The sequence below is a fragment of the Gemmatimonadota bacterium genome (assembly GCA_009841265.1).
Lineage (GTDB): Bacteria > JAAXHH01 > JAAXHH01 > JAAXHH01 > JAAXHH01 > JAAXHH01.
In genome coordinates this window covers 156,134-179,476 of the sequence record VXMB01000014.1, presented here as the reverse complement: position 1 = coordinate 179,476, position 23,343 = coordinate 156,134, and the positions used below count along the sequence as shown (strand labels likewise).

General features: G+C 62.5%; 15 protein-coding genes, 2 tRNA genes and 1 pseudogene. 8 read left to right on the top strand and 10 right to left on the bottom strand.

Annotated features, from left to right (window positions below; all coding sequences use genetic code 11):
* Positions 1-13: 13 nt before the first annotated feature.
* Positions 14-1,942 (bottom strand): molecular chaperone HtpG, encoded by a 1,929-nt coding sequence (gene htpG, locus F4X08_13450; GenBank protein ID MYD26805.1) that lies wholly within the window; start codon positions 1,940-1,942, stop codon positions 14-16.
* 371 nt (positions 1,943-2,313) lie between these two features.
* Here htpG and F4X08_13445 point away from each other — a divergent pair, with 371 nt between their 5' ends.
* Positions 2,314-3,177 (top strand): phytanoyl-CoA dioxygenase family protein, encoded by an 864-nt coding sequence (locus F4X08_13445; GenBank protein MYD26804.1) that lies wholly within the window; start codon positions 2,314-2,316, stop codon positions 3,175-3,177.
* 71 nt (positions 3,178-3,248) lie between these two features.
* Positions 3,249-4,409, top strand: coding sequence for a Gfo/Idh/MocA family oxidoreductase (locus F4X08_13440; protein MYD26803.1), 1,161 nt, complete (start codon positions 3,249-3,251; stop codon positions 4,407-4,409).
* 1,236 nt (positions 4,410-5,645) lie between these two features.
* Here the strand turns inward: F4X08_13440 and pyrD are convergent.
* From pyrD to F4X08_13405, 7 genes and pseudogenes are all read right to left on the bottom strand, one after another.
* Positions 5,646-6,806 (bottom strand): annotated as a pseudogene (gene pyrD / locus F4X08_13435) (dihydroorotate dehydrogenase (quinone)).
* 471 nt (positions 6,807-7,277) lie between these two features.
* The gene (locus F4X08_13430; GenBank protein MYD26802.1) at positions 7,278-8,327 is read right to left on the bottom strand and encodes a mandelate racemase/muconate lactonizing enzyme family protein; all 1,050 of its coding nucleotides are present in this window, start codon (positions 8,325-8,327) and stop codon (positions 7,278-7,280) included.
* A gap of 110 nt (positions 8,328-8,437) precedes the next feature.
* Positions 8,438-8,511, bottom strand: a tRNA-Val gene (locus F4X08_13425).
* A 38-nt stretch (positions 8,512-8,549) separates the two neighbouring features.
* Positions 8,550-8,636 (bottom strand) — tRNA-Leu (locus F4X08_13420).
* Positions 8,637-8,804: 168 nt separating this feature from the next.
* Entirely contained in the window at positions 8,805-10,187 is a 1,383-nt protein-coding gene (locus F4X08_13415) for a hypothetical protein (GenBank protein ID MYD26801.1), read from the bottom strand.
* An 11-nt stretch (positions 10,188-10,198) separates the two neighbouring features.
* Positions 10,199-10,858 carry a hypothetical protein gene (locus tag F4X08_13410; GenBank protein MYD26800.1) on the bottom strand — a complete coding sequence of 220 codons (660 nt, stop codon included), beginning with the start codon at positions 10,856-10,858 and terminating at the stop codon, positions 10,199-10,201.
* Positions 10,859-11,060: 202 nt separating this feature from the next.
* Positions 11,061-11,333, bottom strand: coding sequence for an HU family DNA-binding protein (locus tag F4X08_13405; protein ID MYD26799.1), 273 nt, complete (start codon positions 11,331-11,333; stop codon positions 11,061-11,063).
* Positions 11,334-11,571: 238 nt separating this feature from the next.
* On the opposite strand from F4X08_13405, the gene F4X08_13400 reads away from it, so the two are divergent.
* From F4X08_13400 to F4X08_13375, 6 genes are all read left to right on the top strand, one after another.
* On the top strand, positions 11,572-12,906 hold the full coding sequence (locus F4X08_13400) for an ATP-grasp domain-containing protein (protein MYD26798.1): 1,335 nt from the start codon (positions 11,572-11,574) through the stop codon (positions 12,904-12,906).
* Positions 12,907-12,941: 35 nt separating this feature from the next.
* Positions 12,942-14,456, top strand: coding sequence for a carboxypeptidase M32 (locus F4X08_13395; protein MYD26797.1), 1,515 nt, complete (start codon positions 12,942-12,944; stop codon positions 14,454-14,456).
* Positions 14,453-16,408 (top strand): hypothetical protein, encoded by a 1,956-nt coding sequence (locus F4X08_13390; protein MYD26796.1) that lies wholly within the window; start codon positions 14,453-14,455, stop codon positions 16,406-16,408. Before F4X08_13395 ends, F4X08_13390 begins: the two co-directional genes overlap by 4 nt.
* 152 nt (positions 16,409-16,560) lie before the next feature.
* Positions 16,561-18,513, top strand: coding sequence for a phospho-sugar mutase (locus tag F4X08_13385; GenBank protein ID MYD26795.1), 1,953 nt, complete (start codon positions 16,561-16,563; stop codon positions 18,511-18,513).
* 104 nt (positions 18,514-18,617) lie between these two features.
* Positions 18,618-19,724, top strand: coding sequence for an exo-alpha-sialidase (locus tag F4X08_13380; GenBank protein ID MYD26794.1), 1,107 nt, complete (start codon positions 18,618-18,620; stop codon positions 19,722-19,724).
* Positions 19,558-22,152 (top strand): FtsX-like permease family protein, encoded by a 2,595-nt coding sequence (locus tag F4X08_13375; GenBank protein ID MYD26793.1) that lies wholly within the window; start codon positions 19,558-19,560, stop codon positions 22,150-22,152. The genes F4X08_13380 and F4X08_13375 overlap by 167 nt, the downstream gene beginning before the upstream one ends.
* Positions 22,153-22,210: 58 nt before the next feature.
* On the opposite strand, the gene F4X08_13370 is transcribed toward F4X08_13375, so the two are convergent.
* Both F4X08_13370 and F4X08_13365 read right to left on the bottom strand, forming a co-directional pair.
* Complete coding sequence (locus tag F4X08_13370) at positions 22,211-22,852, bottom strand: SCO family protein (protein ID MYD26792.1); 642 nt, start codon at positions 22,850-22,852, stop codon at positions 22,211-22,213.
* Between the two features lie 38 nt (positions 22,853-22,890).
* Positions 22,891-23,340, bottom strand: a complete 450-nt coding sequence (locus F4X08_13365; GenBank protein MYD26791.1) for a copper chaperone PCu(A)C — start codon at positions 23,338-23,340, stop codon at positions 22,891-22,893.
* Positions 23,341-23,343: the final 3 nt, after the last annotated feature.

Here is a 23,343-nt window from a genome sequence, read left to right as displayed (position 1 = left end):
TCGTTGTTCCGCGCTAGATCCGGATCAGTTCCTTGACCAGCAGGTCGTTGATCCGGCTCGCGAAGCCCACGGGATCGTCGAGCTTGGACCCCTCGGCCACCACGGCCTGCTCGTACAGCAGGCGGCCGATGGATTCGACGCGCGCGTCTTCGCCGTCGCTGTCGTGGAGCTTCTGCAGGCCCTGGACCACGGGATGTCCGGCGTTGAGTTCCAGGATGCGCTTGGAGCTCTGACCGCCGCCCTCGCCCATGCGCTGCATGAGCCGTTCCATGTGGGCGCTCATGGCGCCCTCGTCGGCCACCAGGCAAGAGGCGCTGTCCTTGAGGCGCGTGGAGAGCCGGATATCCTGCACCTCCGGGATCTTGCCCTTCAGGGTTTCGATCAGGGCCTGGAAGGTCTTCTCGTCGTCCTCCGCCCTGGCCTTGTCGGATTCGTCCGCCGAGATGTCGCCTTTGTCGGCCGCCTTGTACTTCTTCTCGCGGTACTCGTCCACCGACGACATGACGAATTCGTCGATGGGGTCCGTCATGAAGAGGACGTTCCAGCCGCGGTCCCGGAAGACCTCCAGGTACGGCGTCCGCTCGAGCATGCCGCGGTGCTCGCCGATCAGGTAGTAGATCTCCTCCTGGTCGGGCGGCATCTGGTCGACGTATTCATCCATGGAAATGTACTTCCCGGCCTCGGTGTTCATGGACTCGTACACGGCCAGAGAGGTCAGGGTGTCCCGGTTCTCGAAGTCCTGCGCCATCCCCTCCTTGAGGATCAGGCCCAGTTCCCGGTAGAACGCCACGTACTTGTCGAACTCGTCCTTCTTCATCTCCTCCAGCACGGTGAAGATCCGCTTGACGATGTTCTTCCGGATGCGGTCGAGGATGGGGTTCTGCTGCAGGATCTCGCGGGAGACGTTGAGGGGCAGGTCCGCGCAGTCCACCACACCCTTGATGAAGCGCAGGTACGGCGGCAGCAGTTCCTCGCAGTTCTCCATGATCTGGACCCGCTGTACGTACAGCCTGGGTCCCACCTTGGGATCGCCGAACATCATATCGAAGGGCCGCTTCGCCGGGATGAAGAGCAGCACTTTGAACTCCGTCAGCCCCTCGGCCGTGTAGTGGATCACCTTCGCCGGATCGCCGTAATCGTGGGAGATCTGGCGGTAGAAGGCGTTGTACTCTTCTTCTTCGATTTCGTCCTTCGAACGCAGCCAGAGGGCCTTCATGGAATTGAGCGTCTCTTCCCGGACCACCGCCTCCGTCTTGTCGTCCTCTCCCTCGACAGGTTCGTGCCGTTCCACGTCCATGACGACCGGATACTCGATGAAATCGGAGAACTCCTTGACCACCTGCCGCAGCCGCCATTCCTCCAGGAACTCCTTCTCGTCCTCCTTGAGATGGAGTGTGACGTCGGTCCCGTGCGTATCCTTCTCCATCGTCTTGATGGTGAACTCGCCCTCTCCCGCGGAGACCCAGCGGACGCCCTGGTCTTTCGGATCGCCCGCCAGGCGGGAGACTACCGTCACCCGGTCGGCCACCATGAACGCCGAGTAGAAACCCACGCCGAACTGGCCGATCAACTCGGGACGGCTGGCTTCGTCCGCCTGCTGCAGAGTCTCGAGGAAGGCCCTGGTTCCGGACTTCGCGATCGTGCCCAACTGGTCGATGATGGTTTCGCGGGACATCCCCGTACCGTTATCGGAAACCGTCAGCGTGTTCTTTTCCTTGTCGATAATGAGCTTGATTTTCCACTCGGTATCGCCGTCGAGCAGGTCGCTGTTGTTGATGGAATTGAAGCGGATCTTGTTGATCGCGTCGCTGGCGTTGCTGATCAGTTCGCGGAGGAAGATCTCCTTGTTGGAATAAAGCGAATGGGTGATCAGGTGAAGGATCTGCCGCAACTCGCTCTTGAATTCCATGGTTTCGGTGGACGCGGTAGGTGCTTCGGACATCGGCTGGCCTTTCCTCGTGGGCGGAGGAGCGGGTTGCTCCCGGATGGACATGGCGTTCCGGGCCGTGATTTACGCCCGGATACTACGCGTTCGGTTGGTTTTCCACATGTGCAACGTGGTGCTTTCCACCGGCCGGCCGCTCGTCTGCGTTGGGCCGGACAACATGCGTATTATAGGGATTTAAGCCGGTAATGTCAACACGGGGCTTCCTTCAAAAAAGGCTTTGGCGGCTTCGTGCCGGTGGGTAAATTGGTAACTTGGAATACACACGTTCATGATTACCGCAGATGCGTCATCAAAGGAGACGAAAATGCGTCGATGGCATGGGTTGTTCCTGTGCTTCGTACGCGGACGAAATGGGAGGCGCCGGGATGTTGACTGATGAACAGGTAGTCGAATTTCACCGCAACGGGTTCCTCAACGGCGGCCGCGTCCTTGACGACACCGGCGTCCAGGAACTTCGCGACGAGCTGCAGCGCGTGCTCGACACCGGTCCGGAAGGCTTTCCCGAGGACGGGCCGAGACCGGTGCTGTTCCACAACATGGTCCGCGATCGGGAACCGGAGCGCTGCGTCTGGCAAATCGTGAACATCTGGGAAGTGTCCGACGCCTACCAGCGACTGATCCACCATCCCTTCATCGTCGAAGCCATCAGCCGGCTCACGGAGGCGGACGAACTGATGGTCTGGCACGACCAGATCCAGTACAAGCCATCGGGTTACGGGGGCGTTACCAGCTGGCACCAGGATGCGCCGCTGTGGCCCATCATACGGCCCATGACGCCGGTATCCGCATGGGTCGCCCTCGACGACGCGACGGTGGAAAACGGGTGCATGTGGATGACGCCGGGCAGTCACAGGTGGGGCAACCAGATCGAGTTCCTGCGGACGCAGGCCCACCTGAAGCAGGCCGAGGACTTCGGGCGGATCGAAGGCTTCACGCCGCCGGGCGGCAACGGCGCGGAGAAGGTAGCACCCCGGCCCTGGCCGGTGAAGACCGGAGAGGTCTCATTCCACCACTCGCTGACCTGGCATGGCTCGCCCTTCAACCGATCCGATCAGCCCAGGCGCGCCATCGCCATGCATTACATGACGGGCGAGTCCCGCTTCGTCGCTTCCGGGCAGCACGTCATGAAAGCCTTCGTCGATCTGCCGGACGGGGCGCCCATGAACCAGGCGGGCGAGCATTTCCCCTTCGTGATGAGAAACGGAAAGCCGGCCGCCCTCGCCGGATAGCGAACCTGGACGGGTGAAAGCCGCAGGACACGAATGCCGCAGGACGCGAATGCCGCAGGAAGGAGTGATCCATGGACGTCGTACGCATCGGTGTGATCGGCCTCGGGAACATGGGCGGGTTCCACGTCGAATACCTCACCGGGAACGAAGTGCCGGGCGCGAAGCTGGCGGCCGTCTGCGATGTCGATCCGGATCAACTGGCGCGTGCGAAATCGCTCGACGGCGACGGCGTCTCGACCTTTGGAAGCGCGGATGAACTGCTGGCGTCAGCGGCGATCGACGCCGTAATCATCGCGACGCCCCACTACGACCATCCGCCGCTGGCGATAAAGGCCTTTGGCCGGGGACTGCACGTGCTCTGCGAAAAACCGGCCGGCGTATACACGCGCCAGGTGCGGGAAATGAACGCGGCGGCCGAGAAGAGCGGCCTCGTCTTCGGATTGATGTTCAACCAGCGGACACTGGGCGAACACCGGAAGCTCAAGGAACTCGTGTCATCGGGCGAACTGGGCGAGCTCCGCCGGACGAATTACATCATCACGAACTGGTTCCGTGCGCAATGCTATTACGACTCGGGCGGCTGGCGCGCCACGTGGTCCGGCGAAGGCGGCGGCGTGCTCGCCAACCAGTGCCCCCACAACCTCGACCTCTGGCAGTGGATCTGCGGCATGCCCGTGCGCATCCGGGCCTTCTGCGGCTTCGGCAAGTACCACGACATCGAGGTCGAAGACGACGTGACGGCCTACGCCGAGTACGAAAACGGCGCTACGGGCGTATTCATCACGACCACGGGCGAGTCGCCCGGAACCAACCGCATGGAGATCACGGGCGACAACGGGAAGGTGGTCATGGAGGAGGGCCGGATCACCTTCTGGCGCAATCGCACGCCGGCGGATGTCTTCAACCGCGAATGGAAGGGCGGTTTCGGCAGCCCGGAGACCTGGAAGTGCGAAATCCCCTTCCAGGCCGGGGGCGAAGAGCATCGCGGCATCACGAAGGACTGGGTGCGCGCGATCCGGGAGGGCACGCCGCTCATCGCGCCGGGCGTAGAAGGCATCCGGGGCGTCGAACTGGCCAACGCCATGCTGCTTTCCGCCTGGCAGGACGACTGGGTCGATATCCCGGTGGACGAAGCACTCTACTTCGAGAAGCTGCAGGAGCGGGTAAGGTCGTCCACGGTGCGCAAGAAGGAGACTGGCGGCACGACGCTGAGCGTGGAAGGCACGTTCTAGCGTCGCCGGCAACAGCAGCACCTCTTTCATCGTCGCCGGTTACAACAGCGCCGGTTACAGCATTGCAGCGCAGTCCCAGTCGCGGTACGCATCGGCCAGGCATTGCATCTTGGGCCGCCAGTAGTCCCGCGAGCTCCCGTTCTGCTGATCCCAGACGGGAAGTTCGACCCGCCAGATCAACTGCAGGCGGTAATCCCTGCACAGATCATCCCACGAGTAATCCTTCACACCGCGATTCACCAGCGTCTCGTAATACCGCTTCAAGCATCGTATCTCCCGGTCGTTTTCCTGTCGCTGTTCCCGCGTCCAGAATGTCGCGAACAGGTATACCAGGTCTTCAGCACCCAGGTAGATGCATGCCTCTTCCATATCCGACAGGTAGGTTCCGTGGACCTCCGGGTCGGCAGGACAGAGGAACTGGGTGAAGTAACAGTCCGAGTGACACACCGTGAGCTTTGAGAAACGGGCAAATCGGTGTCTCAGGTACCGATCCCACAGCGTGGGCAGCGCTTTTATTCGACGGTCGTACAACTCGATCAGTTCGCGGGGCAGTTCGGCAGCGGCCGATGCGCTGAATCGTCTCCATTCCTCGACCTGGTCCCGCACCTCGGTCATGTAGCGTTCTTCATCCCTGAAAGGGGTCGGGATCCTTACGGGGCGATCCTCCTGATCTGGGCCGTCCTCAAGGGGCCGGCTGACCCTCAGGTCCGGGTGTTCCCACCAGTAAGCGTGCAGGCCGGCCAGGGCTTCCACGCAACCGGCCAGTTCCCCTTCCTCCGGCACGCCGTCACCGGCCAGCAGGCGCGCACGGGAGACGGGAGCATGATGCGTTCCGGAGACATCGAGCATCAGGCAATGGGACAACCCCGTGTCCTCGTCGTACGCGCCGTCGATGAAGGGAATCAACATGGGCAGCGGCAGCCTCTGTCCCGTAGCCAGCCGGTAAAAAGAGACTTCATCCCGTCCCCAATGATGCTGTTTGATCTTGATGAACAGGCGCTCGGGAACACCGGCCGGGGCATCCGCGGAATACACGGGCTCCAGATGCGCCGCCATCGAATTGAACGCGGGATTGGGATGGATCTTGACGTCCAGGATCCCGCCCTGATTCAACACGCCGCTTTCCCGGAGTCTGGAAGTCAGCCATTCGGGTGTGACCGAATCTAAAGACGAGATGACGTCAGACATCGATGGCTTTGGGGTATTTCGCGTACCTGGCGTACGTGGATGCGGATTGTCCACGCCCACGGCATCGGTAATCCGGTCCAGGCCGTCCTTGGCCATCAGGCGGCACAGGCCCCGGTTGATGCGCTTCACCAGGGCCGGACCGTGGTAGACGAGGGCCGTGTAGACCTGGACCAGGGTCGCGCCCAACTGGATCTTCCGGTAGACGTCTTCGGCCGTGAAAATGCCCCCGGTCCCGACGATCACGTGGCGGTTGCGATCCATCCGGGGATACCAGGCCTGGATGGACGCGTCAATCAGCGCCCGGGTCGGCCGGCCGCAAAGGGTCCCGGGCATGCGGTCGAGGACCTGTGGCGGGGTCTTGAGGCTTTCGTAGGGCTTTCCGGTCGGCAGGCCGAACACGATGCCCTTAACAAAGGGGAATGGATCCACAGCGGCGAGCGTCCCCTCGATCGTTGCGGGGTCAGTGGTCGGCACGACCTTCAGGAAGGTAGGCGGCATAGCGTCGTAACCGGAGTATCCCGCGAGCAGCTTCCCCAGCGTGCCCGGATCGTCGAAGGGGCTTCGGCCCGATGTCGTGTTCGGGCAGTTCAGATTGAGCGTCGCGTAGTCGGCAAGGCCCAGAAAGGGACGCATCGCCGCGACCAGTTCCTCCACCACCTCTTCCGCGCCCGCCGGCCTTCCGGTGTTCGTCTCCACCAGGTTGATGCCCAGGGGAACGGGTGGCCGGGCCGGCCGGGGCTGACTGGGCGGGCAGGGCGATTGGGTCGATCCTGCCGATCCAGGCAGCCGGGACGGTCTGGCGGAAGCGAATCGCCGCGCCACTGCGTCCGCACCGTCGTTGGGCACCCCGTAATTGACCACGATCGCTTCATCCTCCGGTACACGGAACAGCCGTGGCAGTCCGGGATTGCCCGCCGAAGGATGGGCCGAGACCGAACCCACCTCCACGAATCCAAAACCTGCCGAAGCGAGTCCTTCCATGGCGATGCCGTTCTTGTCGAACCCGGCGGCCAGGCCGACGGGATTGGGAAAGGCGAGCCCACCGGCTTCCACCCTGAGCCGCGGATCGTCCACGGTGAGGAGGCCCCGGAGCATTCCGCGCACCGGAGGTATGCGTCCCGCCCTGCCGACCGCGGCCAGCGTTGCACGATGTATCCACTCCGGGTCCAGGCGGAATAGCAGGGGACGAATGAGGGGGTAGAGAGACATGGGCGGCGTGGTCCAGCATTGGGTCGGCGAGGCCTGTCGGCCGGCGAGGCCTGTCGGCCGGCGAGGCCTGTCGGCCGGCGAAGCCTGTCGGCCGGCGAAGCCTGTCGGCCGGCGGTTGTCGATGGGTCTATGCACGATTATACGCGGCCGGCATGTGGCGCAAGCACAAAAAAACCGGGCGCCTCTGGAATTACGAGACGCCCGGCTTGCGTCTGGAGGAATGTCAACTGATCAGATCAGTCGTCACACCTCCGTTGTTCAGATATCATAATTCCTCCTTTCCTTTTTTGCGCCGCCGTGCTGCAGTACGAGGCGCGGTCCATGCCGATGCATCAACATGCCGGATATGATCCGGCGTCAATTCCCCGATCGAGCCGGGGAATAAACCACAAGTTACGCTTTTTTATCGAGATAAGGAAATCGAATAGCCTCCTGAGATTCCACGGGAGCGGATGCAGGTTACTCCAAAGTTCAAGTATATTCCGGTCTCGGCGTGACGCCGAAACCCGGACGGACGGCCGGTGCGATGCTGCCTTCCGACACCACGGGCTCGTCGAGCAGGACCGCGTCCTTCCCACCGCTCCACCGGTCCGGATGCGTCTCCGCCAGGTCCATGCAGTCCGTGGCCGCGATCAGGTGCAGCCCCCAGATCTCACCGCCGCGATGGGGGCATACGGGGACTCCGTGTGATCTCGCGAGGTCCACGATTCGCAGTCCGGCCGTTATCCCTCCACACCACGTGATATCCGGCTGCCACAGGTCCAGGGCGCCGGCGCGTGCGATGGCGGCGAAAGCGTGGTGGGAGAAGTCATGCTCGCCGCCGGCCAGCAGCACCGGAGCCAGCCGGGGCCGGAGTTCCGCCAGTTCGGTCAGATGGTCCGGTGTGACGAGATCCTCGAACCAGTAAGGCGTATACTCGTCCAGGATCTCGCGCATCCGCAAAGCTACCGCGGTATCCCAGGACATATAGCAGTCGAACATGAACAGCGCGTCCCGGCCGAACATCTCCCTGCAACGGGCAGCCTGGACCACAGCTGAATCGTAGTCGGCCTCCGACCGCCACTGGTGCGATCGCTTCACCGCGGTGTAGCCCAGGTCGCGGACCCGGGACAGATCGCCCCCCGTCGCGTAGGCGCGGATCCGGTCCTTCTTCAACCCCCCGATCAGATCGTACACGGGCCGGCCCTCTGCCTTTCCGAGCAGGTCCCACAGGGCCAGGTCGATCCCGCTCAGGGCCATGATCGCGATGCCGCTGCGGCCGTACGGCAGGGATTTGAAGTAAAGATGATCCCAAACCCGGCGGATATCATCCACGCTTCCGATGGACCTGCCGATCAGTGCATCGCGCAGATGGCCGTTGACGATGAGTTTGCCGGGCTCGCCACCCCCGCCATACCCGTAACCGGTCACGCCCGCGTCCGTGTCCACCCGGACCACGATCTGCCAGTAGTATTCCTGCCAGGCGCCCGTCCCTCTCTTGTTCCGTGACGGGTAGACGGCCTTGACTTCCGTGATCTTCATTCCGTAATGGCAACAAGCTGCGGATAACAGCAACAGGTTGCGGATCGGGTGGGCATGAGAAACCCGGCCGGGGAGACCCGTGCCGGGCAGCTAAACAGTTCGGAATCAAATGGGCGCTAGTGGGATCGAACCACTGACCTCCACGATGTCAACGTGGCACTCTAACCATCTGAGCTAAGCGCCCTGCAGATCAGCATTCACCAGTGTGTTCATGACCCCGAATGCCGAGGGCCGGACTCGAACCGGCACGGACTATTGAGGTCCGGGAGATTTTAAGTCTCCTGTGTCTACCAATTCCACCACCCCGGCAAACCTTCCCCGGATCTCCCAATACAACTGCACCATGGTAGGGCGGGAGCCCCTTCAAGTCAAGGGAAAAGAACCACTGCGCAACGAGGGAGACGCGCCGGAGCCGTCCGTGGCAGAGGCGGAGGAAACGATCGTGCAGAGGCGGCTGCCCGTCTCGGATCCAGGACGCTAACCGGGGCCTTCCCCCAGTGCCCCGGACCAGCAAGCGAAGGGCCGTCCCATTCGTTCGTCGTCCTTGAAAAAGGCCAGGTAGGTCATGACGTCGTAGGCGATGAAGGCCCGGCCTGAACGGGAGGACCGGGCGAGGCGGTGCACCCGGCGCCACGTACCCGCGTTGAAGTAGACCTGCGCGCCCCGGTGCCCGTTCTCCGGCGCGACGCCGAGGGGCGCGACGTCGAGGGGCACGATTTCGTGATGATGGGTGTGTCCGTACACCACGAAGCGGGCTTCATGGTCCTCAACCGCTTTCTCCCTGGCCGCGTGAGCAAAGTAGGAGTCCGCAGTATCGCCCGTCACCCGGTTCCACCATGCACCCAGCCTGCCGGACAGGCCCAGCGGAACGTCCCGCGTGAACCGGAGCGCGTACTCCAGCTTGTCCACGCTCTCGAAGGGGTTGTACATCGAACCCCGGTCCCGTATGAAATCCAGGGCCAGGAAGTCGTCCACCAGGTTGTTCCACGTATCTTTGACTTTCCCGGCCTGCATCGGGGACACGCCGTGTTCATGCAGCAGCGCGTCGACCCAGACGGAAGCCGCGGCCAGCGGACGGACATTGTCCAGTTCGCGCAGGCCCTCGATGAAGGTCCGGGGTAACAGCGAACCCATGCGGTTGCGGACTTCGAAGGGAAATCGATTCAACAGCTCGATCACGATCGCGTCCCCCAGGGAGGGTTGGTCCCGCGAACCGGAGAAGTTGAACGGATCGTAGATATCGCCATGGCACGCCCGGACTCCGTGCGCCCGCAGTATCCCGGCAATGCGGGTCGACTCCTCGGGCCCGTGGGGGAAGGGCTGTTCAGGGTCGTTTTCCAGTCCCAGGGCGGCTGCGACCTTTCTGCGGAGGAGCTGGCTGGATCTGCCAGGGACGCAGTAGAACCAATCGTGGTTCCCCACCATGTAGTGGATGCCGACCTCGACCGGCAGGCCGGGTTCGGATGGCCGTGGGTCTCCATTGGCGCCGCCGGGCGGAGGCAGCAGGAGACCACCGGGTTCGGCCAGGTTCCTCAGGCAGGTGAGCGACGGTTCGTTGTGCGCCAGGATAGCGGTGGTTATGTCGTTCAGTTTCCCGATGTAAGGAAGATCATCGGGATGGCTCCAGGGGCGCGGCCCATAGTCCTTCTCCAGCCACGCGGTGGACCTGAGGACGTCCAGGATATCTCCGAGAAGGAGGATGTCGATTCGTTCGATGGGCTGGTACCGGCCTCCCTTGCGCCATGAAGCCGCGACGGCCATGTCCCGGACCCGCCGGGCAAAGATACGAAAGGCGTTTTCCTTGATGGTCCGCCCGGTCGTGCCGTCGGTAAGGTGAAGATCGCTGATGATTACTATCATGACGGTTCTGGTCATCCATCCCGCTGGGTGAGGTCGAAACCAATCAGGTAGGTTCCACCGGTGCCCCGGCCGTGGACCGTCAGGCGGGCCTTTTCTCCATCGGTCAATTCCCCGAGCGTGGTTGATCCCCTGAAGAGGATCACGTCGCCACCCGCGATTTTCTTCAGGAGGAAGGACTGCAGGTCGTCCGCGGCGGCGCCCAGGGACTCGGGCAGGTACAGGGGCAGGTTTTCCGGTATCGTTCCCTTGATTCTGCCGATGACGGCTTCGACGATCCCGCCCAGGAAATCCTTGATCTTGTCCCAGGCGTCCCTGCGGTCCACGTCGAACACCTTGAACTGTATGGAATGGATTCGCTTCCCCCGCACCAACAGGATCAGCTTGTCCCAATCGTCTATCGCCTTCATTTCGAACCGGCCGCACCGGTCGGGCGAACCTTCGCCGAATTTGACGTTCTCCTCCCCGGCGCTTCGAACGTAATTCGGCTTGCCCGACCTCCCGGTGTCGCATTCCCAGAAGGTGTCGAGACTGGGCATCACGGCATGTTCGGTGGCGAACTGGCTTCGATGGTTGATAAAGCGCAGATCGACGACGAAGCGGAAATTGGCCTTGTTGTTCGGAAGATCCGCGGGAAACAGGAAATCCGTGAGGGTGAATTCATAGAGCGGCAAGGCGATGCTCCGTGTATGCACACGTGTGCGTTACCGGTCAAAAAAAGTACGACTCGGCATTCCCGGTTCAAGCAGGAAGACGGATGGAAAACCTCGAGGCGCAGGTACTATCGACGTCTCGCAAGTCGGATCCATCCGTGAGTCGATGTTTCGAAAGGAGCCGGACCGGACGTTACGACCGGACCGGCCCCGTATTTCGGATTTAGCCTATGGCGTCTTTTAACGCTTTGCCGGCCGTAAACTTGGCCACGTTCCTCGCCGCGATCGTAATGGACTCGCCCGTACCGGGATTTCGCCCCTGGCGAGCAGCGCGGTTCGATACGCTGAACGTGCCGAAACCGATCAGCGTGACGGAATCGCCGTCGCTCAGACTGCTCTTGATGGCGTCGAGTGCTGCGGCGACTGCGGCGTCGGCTTGCGCTTTGGACAACCCAGTAGCATCAGCAACCTTACCGGCCAATTCTGTGCGATTCATTGATTACCCTCCAGATGAAATAATGGGAGTAATGCACCCGATAGAGTGCGAGATTTCCCGCGACAGACCGATTAAAGGTCCTGTGCTTGCGGGTGAATTACGCGAAGTGTACGTGCAATATATTTCGTACGCAGTTTCGTAGGCAAGTTTTTTTTCGCTATACCTGTGTATGGTACTGCGACAGGGCGGGCGATTTCATTGATTTCGATCCCCGAAGTTTCTATTTTTTAATCTAATCATGCCAGCAGAAAATCCGTCCAAAAGACTGCTTCTCCTGATGCCGACGACGACCTATCGCGCGGATCCGTTTCTGGAAGCGGCACGCCGCATGAACCTTGAAGTCGTCGTGGGATCGGACTTCTGCCAGGTGCTGGCGGAGGAGTGGGACATCCCGTTGTCGCTCAGGCTCCGGTACGTGTCGCAGGCCGTGGATGAAATCGTGGACTACGACCGTGAACATCCCCTCGATGCCATCGTGCCTGTCGACGACTATACCACCGAAATCGCCGCCCGGGCGTGTAAGGTCCTCGGCCTTCCGCACAACACGCCTGAAGCAGCCATCGCCGCGCGCAACAAGTACCGCATGCGTGAAATGCTCTCGGCCGCGGGGGTATGGTGCCCCCCTTTCGCCCGGTTCGACCAGTCGGTCCCCGTCGAGGAAATCGCACTCGAACAGCGTTATCCATGTGTTCTCAAGCCCATCCTGCTATCGGGCAGCCGGGGCGTAATCCGGGCCGACTCGCCAGACGGCTTCATCGAAGCGTTCCGCAGGATAGGCCGCATACTCGAAGGCGCGTCGGACCGGCCGCCGAGTCTTGATCCCGATGCCCACCGCATCATGGTGGAGTCCTATATAACCGGGCAGGAGGTAGCCCTGGAGGGCCTGTTGAACGGCGGCCGCCTGCGTGTGCTCTCCCTGTTCGACAAGCCCGATCCCCTGGAGGGACCCTTTTTCGAAGAGACGATCTATGTTACGCCTTCGCGCTTGCCCGAAGAGTCGCAAGAGGTCGTGTCCGATGCCGTCCAGCGGGCTTCCACGGCCGTGGGACTCACGGAGGGACCGGTCCACGCCGAATTACGGGTCCACCACGGCGAGGCCCGGATCATCGAGATCGCGGGCCGGTCCATCGGAGGCCTTTGCTCGCGCGTCCTGGAATACGGACTGGGGGTGTCCCTGGAGGAACTTATACTGCGCCACGCCCTGGGGCAACACGTGGACGGCGTCGGCCGCAAGGCGCAGGTCCGCAGCGGAGCGGATCGCGGGACGGATGGTCTCGACCGGCAGGTCGACGCGGGCAACAAACCGGGGGCCGCGGGCGTGATGATGCTGCCGGTACCGGAAGGCGGATTGTTCCAGGGATTCGACGGCGTCGAGGAGGCGAAGAAGACCCCAGGCGTGGAGGACGTGGTCGTCACCGCGAAGGAAGGCGACATGCTGACCCCGTTGCCGGAAGGGGCCGGCTACCCCGGTTTCATATTCGCCAGAGGGGATGAACCGGGCCAGGTCGAGCAGGTCCTTCGAAAGGCTCATGGCAGGCTTCGGATGCGCGTCAAGACGGTCCTGGCCACGTAGGTCCCGGCCACGTAGGTCCTGGCCACGTAGCGGGAATCAACAAGGGAGATGCAATCGTGCCAACGCACTACGAACGGGTAATGGAGATGTACCGCGAAGTGAGCGACCTGTACGGCGCCCTGGCCCTGATGGGATGGGACCAGGAAACCTACATGCCCCCCAAGGGTGCGGCCGGCCGGGGACGGCAACTCGCCACCCTCTCCGGAATGGCCCACGAAAGGATCACATCCGATGAGATGCGGGCGGAACTGGATGCCGCCCGGTCGGAATCGCTGGCGGACGACGAGGAGGTCAACATCCGCGAGATCGCCCGTTCCAGCGATCGGGCGGTCAAGGTTCCCGTCGACCTGGTCAAATCCATCGCGGAAACGAGTTCGGCGGCCATCGGGGTGTGGATCAAGGCGCGGAAGGAAGATGATTTTAAGGCTTTCGCGCCGTGGATCGACAAGCTGGTCGCCCTCCAGCGCGAGGTCGCCGAGGCGGTCGGATACCAAGACGAACCCTACGACGCGCTGCTCGATGAATACGAACCCTATGCCACCACGAAAGATACCGCGGCGGTCTTCGATTCGATTCGCGGCCCCCTCGTGGACCTGGTGCAGCGCATCGCGTCCTCCGGGGTAAGGCCCCGCACCGATTTTCTGGAGCGGAACTACCCCGTCGACGACCAGCGGCGCATGGGCGTCATGGCCGCCGAGCGCATGGGCTTCGACTTCGAAGCCGGGCGCCTGGACATCTCCCCCCATCCTTTCTGTACGCACATGGGCGTGCAGGACGTCCGCCTGACGACCCGGTACTCCGAGACCCTGCCCATGCAGTCCTTCTACGGTGTCATCCACGAGGCGGGTCACGGTCTCTACGAGCAGGGCCACGACCCGGTCCACGAAGGCACGCCCCGGGGCGCGTCCGTGTCCCTGGGCATCCACGAATCCCAGTCGCGACTGTGGGAGAACATGGTCGGCCGGAGCAGGGCCTTTTGGCGTTACTTCTTCCCCGAATTCTCCGCCGTGTTCCCGGACCAGGCCGCGGACGTGACCGAAGAGGAGGTCTACGCCGCGGTTAACGAGGTGAAGCCCTCGCTCATCCGGGTCGAAGCGGATGAGATCACCTACAACCTGCACATCCTGCTCCGGTTCGAAATAGAGCGCGGCCTGTTCACGGGCGAATTCTCGGCCGGCGATCTCTCCGCGGTCTGGAACGAGAAGATGAAGTTCTTTCTCGGCATCGAGCCGCCGGACGACAGGGACGGCGTGCTGCAGGACATCCACTGGTCGCACGGGAGTTTCGGCTATTTCCCCACCTACACCCTGGGCAATCTTTACGCCGCCCAGTTCTACCGCGCCGCGGAGCGCGACCTGCCCGGGCTGTCGGAACAGATCGCCCGCGGGGAACTGCTGCCGCTGCGGAACTGGCTCAGGGATCACATCCATCGGCCCGGCATGACCTACCGCGCGGGTGACCTCGTGCGGCACGTCACCGGCGAACCGCTCACCGCCGACTGCTTCCTGGCCTACGTTGATGGGAAATACCGGTCCCTGTACCGCCTATGAACGTCACGGGTGCCCCATCCATTCAGCAAGTAGCGACACCGCGGGCCGTGGCCCTGGGCCTGGCGCTGGCCGTGGTCGTCAATATCTTTTCGCTGACGAGCCATTACCTCCTTGGATACACCCACCTCACCTTCGCCCATATCGACCTCGCCCTCCTGATCCCGTTTCTCCTGGGCGTCATGGGACCCAATATACTGCTGAAGGCATACCGTCCCGCCTGGGGCCTGCGGTCGCGGGAACTGCTTTTCGTCTTCGTCCTGGGCTGGGTTGGCTTCATGGTACCGACCTGGGGGATGTCCAACTACGTAGTCGGCATCATGGCGTCGGCCGAATACTACGCCTCCCCCGAGAACCAATGGCGCGAGCTGTTCTTTCCCTATCTCCCGGACTGGTTGGTCGTCACCAACGAACTGAACGCAAACAGGGACTACTACTGGGGACTGTCCGAAAACTACCCGATACCCTGGGCGGCCTGGATCATCCCGAGCTTCTGGTGGCTGTCTTTTTTCGGCGGACTCCTGGCCGTCGGGGTCTGCTTCGTTATCCTGATGCGCAGGCAGTGGGTGGAGCACGAGCGTCTATCCTATCCCCTCGTGCAGACGGCAGTCGTGATGACGGAGACCACTGACGAAGAACACTTCGTCGTGCCTACGATCATGCGGCACCGCCTGTTCCTCATCGGCGCCCTGGCCACCTTTTCCATCATGCTCTGGAACACCACGGCGTACTGGACCCAGTGGTTTTCCTTGCCGATCGATGCCAATGCCCTGCTTAACGTCGAACTCGGCCGCGCCTTTCCGGCACACGCGATCAGGATGAACGTCATCACCTTTGCCTTCTCCTATTTCATCAACCTGGACATCCTGTTCAGCGTCTGGTTCTTTCAGATTATCAATACGCTGGAACAGGGCATCCTGGCCCGTGTCGGAATTACCGCGGACTCGGGTACCGCCGTCCCCGGCGGCCTGGTCGCGGTCCAGTTCATCGGCGGCATGATCGCCTTCGCGTTATGGGGATTCTGGATCGCCCGCCGGCACCTGGCCATGGTCTGGCGGCACGTTATGGGGAAGGAAACGAACCTGCGGGACGACGACGAGTTCTTCTCCTACCGGGCCGCCCTGGTTTCGGGCGCCTGCGGCATGGCCTACGTCGTCTGGTGGCTGCACGCGGCGGGTATGTCCTTCCCCGTGATCGCCGTTTTCCTCACGCTGCTGTTCCTCTTCTACTTCGCGTTGTGCCGGGTCATGGCGGAATCAGGCCTGGTCTTCCTGGACCTGCCCATCAATGCCCACCAGTTCACCGTCGCCATGCTGGGTTCCGCCTCGCTGTCTCCCCAGAACCTTACGGGTCTCGGCCTGGGAAGTGCCTTCGCCCGAAACTGGAAGACGTTCACGATGATCACGCCCTCGCATGTCGCGCGACTGCAGTCCATCCTGGGCATGTCGGGACGCGTGCTCTTCTTCTGGTCCGCCGTCACCTTCGCCGTCAGCGCGGTCACGGCCATCGGCTACTCTGCCTACACCGGTTACAGGATGGGCGGCGCGGCAAACTACTACGCCAATGTCGCCGGCGACCCCGGTTTCTACGGCCTCATCGTCACCTGGATGAAGAACAGCACCACGATCTCGGGCGCGGAAGTCTTCTTCCTGGTCGCCGGCATGCTGATGGTCACGGGGATGACCCTGGCCCGGTACTACTTCAGCTGGTGGCCCATATCGCCCATTGGATTCGTGGTGGCCGCCGGAGGGCCCGCCCGGCATGCCTTCTTTCCCGTCTTTCTCGCCTGGCTTTTGAAGACGATCCTGATCCGGATCGGCGGCGTGCGTCTTTACCTCTCCGTTCAGCCCCTGATGATCGGCATCATCGTGGGATACGTTCTCGGCGCCGCCATTGCGGTGCTGGTGGATTATTTGTACTTTCGTGGGACCATACACGAACTGCAGTTCTTCTAGCGTGAATGCGCGATCTGCCGCGTTTCCCCATGATCCGGCGTGAGGTCACTAATGGCCGCTGACGCCCGTTGACCTGCACGCGGCCACGGCGGCCGTCTACGCACATCGATCGACGTGCGGTCACTTCTGTCTTTCACCCAAACGGACCAGGCATGAGCGATCCCCGCTACATCCAACGGATCCAAGACTGGATCGACGAAGGCGTCCTGTCGCGCCACGCGGGCGACGCACTGGTACGATGGCTGACGGACGCGGAGTTCGCGGCGTTCCATGGAGAGATCCGGGCACGGGTCGATGGCGGGAACACCGGTGAACTAGAAGACGCGTTCGGTTCCGATATGGCCTTCGGAACGGGCGGTATCCGCGGCAGGATGGGTCCTGGTCCGAACCGGTTCAACACCCGCACCGTGGGCGTGGCCGCCCAGGGCCTGGCGCAGTTCATAGCCGGCGCCGGGGACGAGCCGGACGGCAATGGACCAGACGGCAGGCACCGTCGGGACCTCGGCAGCGGGCCGGAAGGCTGGCACAACTCGAGGCTCGGCGTCCGGGCCGGCAAGCTCAACCCGAGGCTCGGCGACCGGGCCGGCGCGGGCGTCGTCGTGGCGTGGGACACCCGGCGCAACTCGGAGGCGTTCGCGAAAGAGACGGCCAGGGTGCTCTCCGCCAACGGTGTCCCGGTGCGTATCTTCGACGGCTGCCGGTCCACCCCCGCCCTGTCATTCGCCGTACGGGAACTCGAGGCCGCGGCCGGTGTGATGATCAGTGCCAGTCACAATCCGCCCGGCGACAACGGATTCAAGGTATACGGACCCGACGGCGGACAGGTCGTCGCGCCCCTTGACGCCGGCATCACGGAGGAAATGCGCCGTGTAGCCGAAATCAGGCGAATCGCCTATGAGGACGGCGTCAGGCGCGGCCTGATCCGGACAATCGCGAAGGACCAGGACGAGAAGTACATCGACGTCCTCGCCGGAATGACCCTGGCCGGCGCACGAGATATCCGCCTGGTGTATACGCCGCTGCACGGCGTGGGCATGACTTCCGTGGCCGAGGCACTGGACAGAATGGGATACGGGAACGTACACTACGTGGAAGAGCAGGTCGTGCCCGACCACGCGTTCTCCACCCTGGAAGAAGGCATCGCCAACCCTGAAAAACCCTCGTCGTTCCGGCTGGGCATTCGAAATGCCTCGGAAACCGGGGCCGACCTCGTGCTGGTCAGCGACCCCGACGCCGACCGGATCGGATGCGCACTTCCTTTGCCGGACCGGGGCTGGAAGGCCCCGCCGGAAGAACTGGTGCTGAATGGGCACCAGATCGGCGTGCTTCTCTGCCACTATATTCTCCGCCGGAAACAGGCGGCTGGCACGCTGCCCGAGCGGGGGCTGTTCTGCAAGACCGTGGTCACGTCGGACCTGGCCGCGATCATCGCCTGGTCCTACGGCCTGGAAGTCGTGGACGACCTACCCGTCGGTTTCAAGCACGTCGGCGCGGCAATCGATCGAATGCCGGCGGACATGACTTTTGTGTTCGGCACGGAGGAAAGCCACGGTTACCTGGCGGACGCACGGATCCGGGACAAAGAGGCTGCCACCGGCATCCTTCTTGCCGAGTACGCCGCCCTGGTGAAGCGAGAAAACCGGACCCTGCGCGACGAACTGGATGACATCTACCGAAAGTACGGTTATTTCAGGGAAGTCCAGCGGTCGGTCGCCTTGCCCGGCGCGGAGGGTGCCGGCAGGATCAAAGGCATCATGGCCGCACTGCGTGAAGCACCGCCGGAGCACATTGGCGAACGGGCCGTATGCCGCGTGATCGACCGACAGAACGGCCAGGCGCGTGACTTGCGGACGGGTACGGCCGGCCCCGTTGCAGGCGAACGGGTGAATATCCTGATCTTCACCTTCTCGGAAGCCGGCCACACCCGGATGATCGTGCGCCCATCAGGCACGGAACCCACGATCAAGTATTATGTTTCGGCGTCATCGCGCGACATGGACGGTACCGATATCTCGACGAGCGACATGGACAGTACCCGGGAATCGATCGACAGCCTGGCGGAATCCGTGCTCGACGCAATGATCGAATGGTGCGAAGGAATGTAACGGTCACGCTTGGTCACGCTCGGACCCGGCCGAAACCTGTTACGTCCCGGGGCAGCACCCGGCCCCGAACAGGATAAACAACCCATCTCGAAAGGCATCGATCCATGCGCATCATCGACTCCGGCGTTCTCAGCCGCAGCGTACCCGGCACCGACCGCGCCAACCTCACCTTTCCCGCCGTCCTCGGCAAGTCCGACGGCACGTTGATCGCCACCTGGCACAGCGGCACGACAAAGGACTGCGCGGACGAAGTGATTGAAGTCAGCCGGTCTTCCGACCTCGGGCGGACCTGGACCACGCCCGAACGTCCCTTCGAATCACCTGTACTGCGCGGCGTCCGGGGAACGGTCAAGATCGTCTATTTAACGGAACTGGCGCCGGACCGGATCATCGCCGCGGCCATGTGGATCGACCGCGAGACCTATCCGGAAGCGCCCGGTCTCTTCAATCCGGAGACCGAGGGATGCGTGCCCATGTCGATCCTCCTGGCGAACTCTGTGGACGGCGGAAACACCTGGTCGGCCTGGCGAGAGGTGCCCATGCCGGAGGAGATCGGACCGGCGAGCCTGACCAACCCGGTCATGCAGCTTCCGGACGGTACCCTGGTCATGACCATCGAAACCAACAAGCACTACCTCGACGCGTCGAAGTGGTTTCAACGGGTCGTGGCCTTTCACTCCACGGACGAGGGAAGGACCTGGAGCGAACCGGTAAACATCGGGTACGATCCGACCGGCCTGATCTTCAACTGGGACCTGCGGTCGGCCGTGGCGCCGGACGGACGCATCGGCGCATTCGCGTGGACCTACAACACCGAAACGGAGTCTTACCTGAACATACACCGCCGCATCAGTACCGACGGCGGCCGGACCTGGTCGGACCCGGAGGACATCGGTGTCACCGACCAGGCAGCCCATCCCGCGGTGCTGCCGGACGGGCGCGTCGTCCTTCCCTGGGTGGACCGCTTCCGGGACCAGTCCATCAAGGCCCGCGTCGCGCCGTCCATCGACGGACCGTTCGATCCGGAATCCGAGGAGACACTGTATGCCCACGAAGCGCCGGCAGACGATCCCAAGGGCGCCCTGGGCTTCTCGGTTTGGTCCTTCGGCCTGCCCTACGCGGAAGCCCTGTCCGACGGCACGGCCCTGGTGGTATATTACGCGGGCACCGAGGACGCCATGGACATCCACTGGGCCCGACTGGCCCCCTGAGGCGACCATGATCGGACACTACCTCCTCACCGCCTGGCGGAACATCCTGGCGTCCAGGTCCCACGCCGCGATCAACGTCATTGGGTTCGCCATCGGCATGGCCTGCTGCCTGGTAATCCTCCTGTACATCCGCGACGAGTTGAGCTACGACCGCCACAACACGCGGGGAGACCGCATCTACCGGGTGGTGACGGACCGCACGGCGCGGACGCCGGGCGTGCTGGGTAAATTCATCAAGGCCCAGGTGCCGGAGGTGGAGGAAGTACTCCGACTCAGGGGAACGATAGGTACCTGGCTTTTTACCACCGAGGACAGGCAATTCTATGAACAGCGTGTCTACTGGGCCGACGGCAACCTCTTCGACGTGTTCGACGTCCCGCTCGTACAGGGCAGTCCCGCCAATGCGCTCACGGCCCCGAACACCATGGTGATCAGTTCCACGATGGCGAGGAAGTACTTCGGGGATGCCGACCCTACCGGAAAAACCATCACCGGAGACCACCAGTTCACCTTTACGATAACCGCCGTCATGGAAGATCCGCCGGACTACGCCCATTACCATCCGGATTTCTACGTTTCGATAGCCACCACGTCGGGGAGGGGCGATCCGCACAGGTTGCTGCAGAACTGGGCCAACAGCCAGTATTACACGTACCTGCTACTGCCGGAAGGCGCGACGCCTGAAGAGATTGGATCCGTGCTGCGAACTCGCATCGGAGATCATCTCGACGCGCAGCTCCGTGCGACGGCCTTTACCGACACCTACGACCTGCAGCCACTGTTCGACATACATCTCCATTCCAGGCTCGAACTCGAGATGGAAACCAACGGCGACGTGTCTTTCATCTGGATGATGACCGCCATCGGCGTATTGATTCTGCTGATCGCCTGCATAAATTTCACGAACCTGGCCGTCGTACGATCCATAACAAGGGCCCGTGAAATCGGCATGCGCAAGGTCGCCGGCGCCGCCAGAGGTCAGATCGTCCGCCAGTTCCTGGGAGAAACGATCCTGTTGAGCGCCGTGGCGTTTCTCATCGCCCTCTCCGCGGTCTGGGTGGTCCTGCCCGTATTCAGGTCCATGACGGGCCACGCGCTTTCCATGCCTTCACTGGAACCGTGGACCCTCCTGGGCGGCGCGTGCATCATCGCAGGGGCTGGTCTTCTCGCCGGGGCCTATCCCGCCCTACTGCTGTCTCGGATCAATCCCGCCGTGATTTTCAGGGGAGCCTCGGATACGGGCGCGGTGACGCTGCGCAAGGCGCTCGTTGTCATTCAGTTCGCCATGGCCATACTGTTGCTTATCGGAACGGGCACCGTGTTCCAGCAACTGGACTTCATGAGAAACAGGCACCTGGGATTCGACCAGGAAAACGTCGTAATCCTGCCCGATATACAGGGCATGGATTTCCGAATGATCCGGGAGGAATATCCCCGCCACGCCGGGGTGGTCAGCGTCACCGGGGCAAGTTACATTCCCGGCCGGGCTGCGGGTAGGGGAAGACTGCCGATCTTTCCGGTGGAACGTGTCGATGATCCGGCATCGCCCGTCGTCGACATGCAGTACATACATACCGAAGGCGGTTTCGTCGAAACCTTCGGGTTTGAGTTGCTTCGTGGACGCGACGTATCCTTTGAAAGAGACTTCAAATTTGAAAGAGACTTCAATTGGGTAGAGACCCCGGATGGTGGCGGGAGGGGCTATTCGACCGGATGCATACTCAACGAGGAGGCGGTCCGGCGCCTGGGCTGGACTTCACCGGATGAAGCCATGGACCGATACGTGAAGCTCGTGGACGACGAAATGCAGGTGGTCGGGGTCGTGCGGGACTTTCACCTGAGGTCCCTCCACGAAAGAATCGAACCGGTATTCATCACGATCGGTGGCTCCGGATACTATGCCGTTCGGTTCGTTCCCGGCGACCCGGGAGAAACCCTGCGGGACCTGGAAGCCATGTGGAAGGCCTCCACTCCGGAGATCCCCTTCGTTTATTCGTTCCTCGACCAGGACGTTGAGCGGTTCTACCGGTCGGATAACCTGCTGGGCCGGCTCGTCACCATGTTCGCCGGACTGGCGGTATTCACCGCGTGCCTCGGCCTGTTCGGACTGGCGGTATTCACGGCGAAACAGCGTACGCGGGAGGTGGGCATTCGAAAGGCCCTGGGCGCATCGGCACGTCAACTCGTCCTGCTGCTGTCCAGGGAGTACACCGTCCTCGTGGTCATCGCGAACGTCATCGCCTGGCCGGTGGCCTACTTCGTCATGCAGCAGTGGCTTCGGCAGTACGCCTATCATTCCGATGTCTCGCTGCTGCTGTTCCCCGCGGCCGGTCTGCTCGGGCTGTTGATCGCGTGGCTGACGGTCAGTACGCAGACGCTGCGGACCGCCGCCATGAACCCGGTCGACGCCCTGCGCCGCGAACTCTAAGCCGCCAGCACGCCGGTTCCGCAATCCACGATCGATCTCGCGAGGCATGTTCTACAGTCTATTCGAAGAGCAGTTTGATACCTGCCGCGATGTATTCCGGGGTGTCGCTCGGATGGAACCGGTAGCGCAGCCGGCCCTCCCGGTCCACGAGGAACAGGGTGGTCGTATGGGCCACCAGGTAATGCCCCGCCTCGTTCGGCTCCTGCAACTTGTACAGCACGCCGTACCATTCGGCGACCGCGTCGATCTCCTCCCGCGATCCCGTGAGGCCGCGGACGTCCACCGTGGAGAAGTAGGCCAGGTAATCCCCGAGCTGCTTCGGCGTGTCGCGCCTGGGATCGACCGTGACGTATATCGTACGCACGCGCTGTCCAGGTTCGAGATCCAGCACGTCGTAGACGGCCGCCAGCTTGGAGAGCATGAGCGGACAGGCGTCGGGGCAGTAGGTATAGCCGAAGAAGATCAGGAAGGCGTCGCCGCGGTGCTCGGACAGGTCGAACCGCTCCCCCTCCTGGTCGGTCAACATGAAATCACCGCCAAACCGTTCGCCGTAGTCCAGCAGTTCGGGGATGTCGATCTGCGGCGGTGGCGGCGGTTCGGCGCGGCATCCGGGGAAGAGCAGCAGGCCCGCGGCGACCAGGGTGGCCAGACCGCTGAGGATCGTAATCGTCGGAAGATAACCAGGCGTCTTTGAACCCAATGGAATACCTTTAAATCAACTGCGCAAAATGAACGCGCCTACGGACGGCTCTTCAGCACCTCGGCCGTGACGGTCCGTGCCGATTGATCGTCGAAGCGCAGCGTAAGAGCAACCACTTCCCCTTCCGCCAGCGGGTTGCTTACACCGAACAACATGATGTGGTTGCCGCCGGGTTCCAGTACGGCCTCGCCTTGCGCCGGAACCACCACGCCTTCGATCTTCTCCATCTCCATCATATCGTCAACCTGGCGCATGGCATGTAGTTCCGTGTACGCCGCGGCCGGCGTCTCCACGGACCGCAGTTCCCTGGGCTGGTCCGACCGGTTCGTGATCACCAGGTAGGCGGCGGTGACGTCCCTGTTCGGCGGTGTAGCCCGAATCCAGGCCCCGTCGATTTCCAGGTCGTCCGCCGGCTGGCAGGCGGCCGTGACGAGCACCATCAAAGTCCCGATACAGAAAACATACCCTTGAAGATTCTTGTTCGTCATGTT

Coding starts and splice junctions, on each gene's coding strand:
- htpG (MYD26805.1), bottom strand. CDS start 1,942: ATGTCCGAAGCACCTACCGCGTCCACCGAAACCATGGAATTCAAGAGC.
- F4X08_13445 (MYD26804.1), top strand. CDS start 2,314: ATGTTGACTGATGAACAGGTAGTCGAATTTCACCGCAACGGGTTCCTC.
- F4X08_13440 (MYD26803.1), top strand. CDS start 3,249: ATGGACGTCGTACGCATCGGTGTGATCGGCCTCGGGAACATGGGCGGG.
- F4X08_13430 (MYD26802.1), bottom strand. CDS start 8,327: ATGAAGATCACGGAAGTCAAGGCCGTCTACCCGTCACGGAACAAGAGA.
- F4X08_13415 (MYD26801.1), bottom strand. CDS start 10,187: ATGATAGTAATCATCAGCGATCTTCACCTTACCGACGGCACGACCGGG.
- F4X08_13405 (MYD26799.1), bottom strand. CDS start 11,333: ATGAATCGCACAGAATTGGCCGGTAAGGTTGCTGATGCTACTGGGTTG.
- F4X08_13400 (MYD26798.1), top strand. CDS start 11,572: ATGCCAGCAGAAAATCCGTCCAAAAGACTGCTTCTCCTGATGCCGACG.
- F4X08_13390 (MYD26796.1), top strand. CDS start 14,453: ATGAACGTCACGGGTGCCCCATCCATTCAGCAAGTAGCGACACCGCGG.
- F4X08_13385 (MYD26795.1), top strand. CDS start 16,561: ATGAGCGATCCCCGCTACATCCAACGGATCCAAGACTGGATCGACGAA.
- F4X08_13380 (MYD26794.1), top strand. CDS start 18,618: ATGCGCATCATCGACTCCGGCGTTCTCAGCCGCAGCGTACCCGGCACC.
- F4X08_13375 (MYD26793.1), top strand. CDS start 19,558: ATGCCCACGAAGCGCCGGCAGACGATCCCAAGGGCGCCCTGGGCTTCT.
- F4X08_13365 (MYD26791.1), bottom strand. CDS start 23,340: ATGACGAACAAGAATCTTCAAGGGTATGTTTTCTGTATCGGGACTTTG.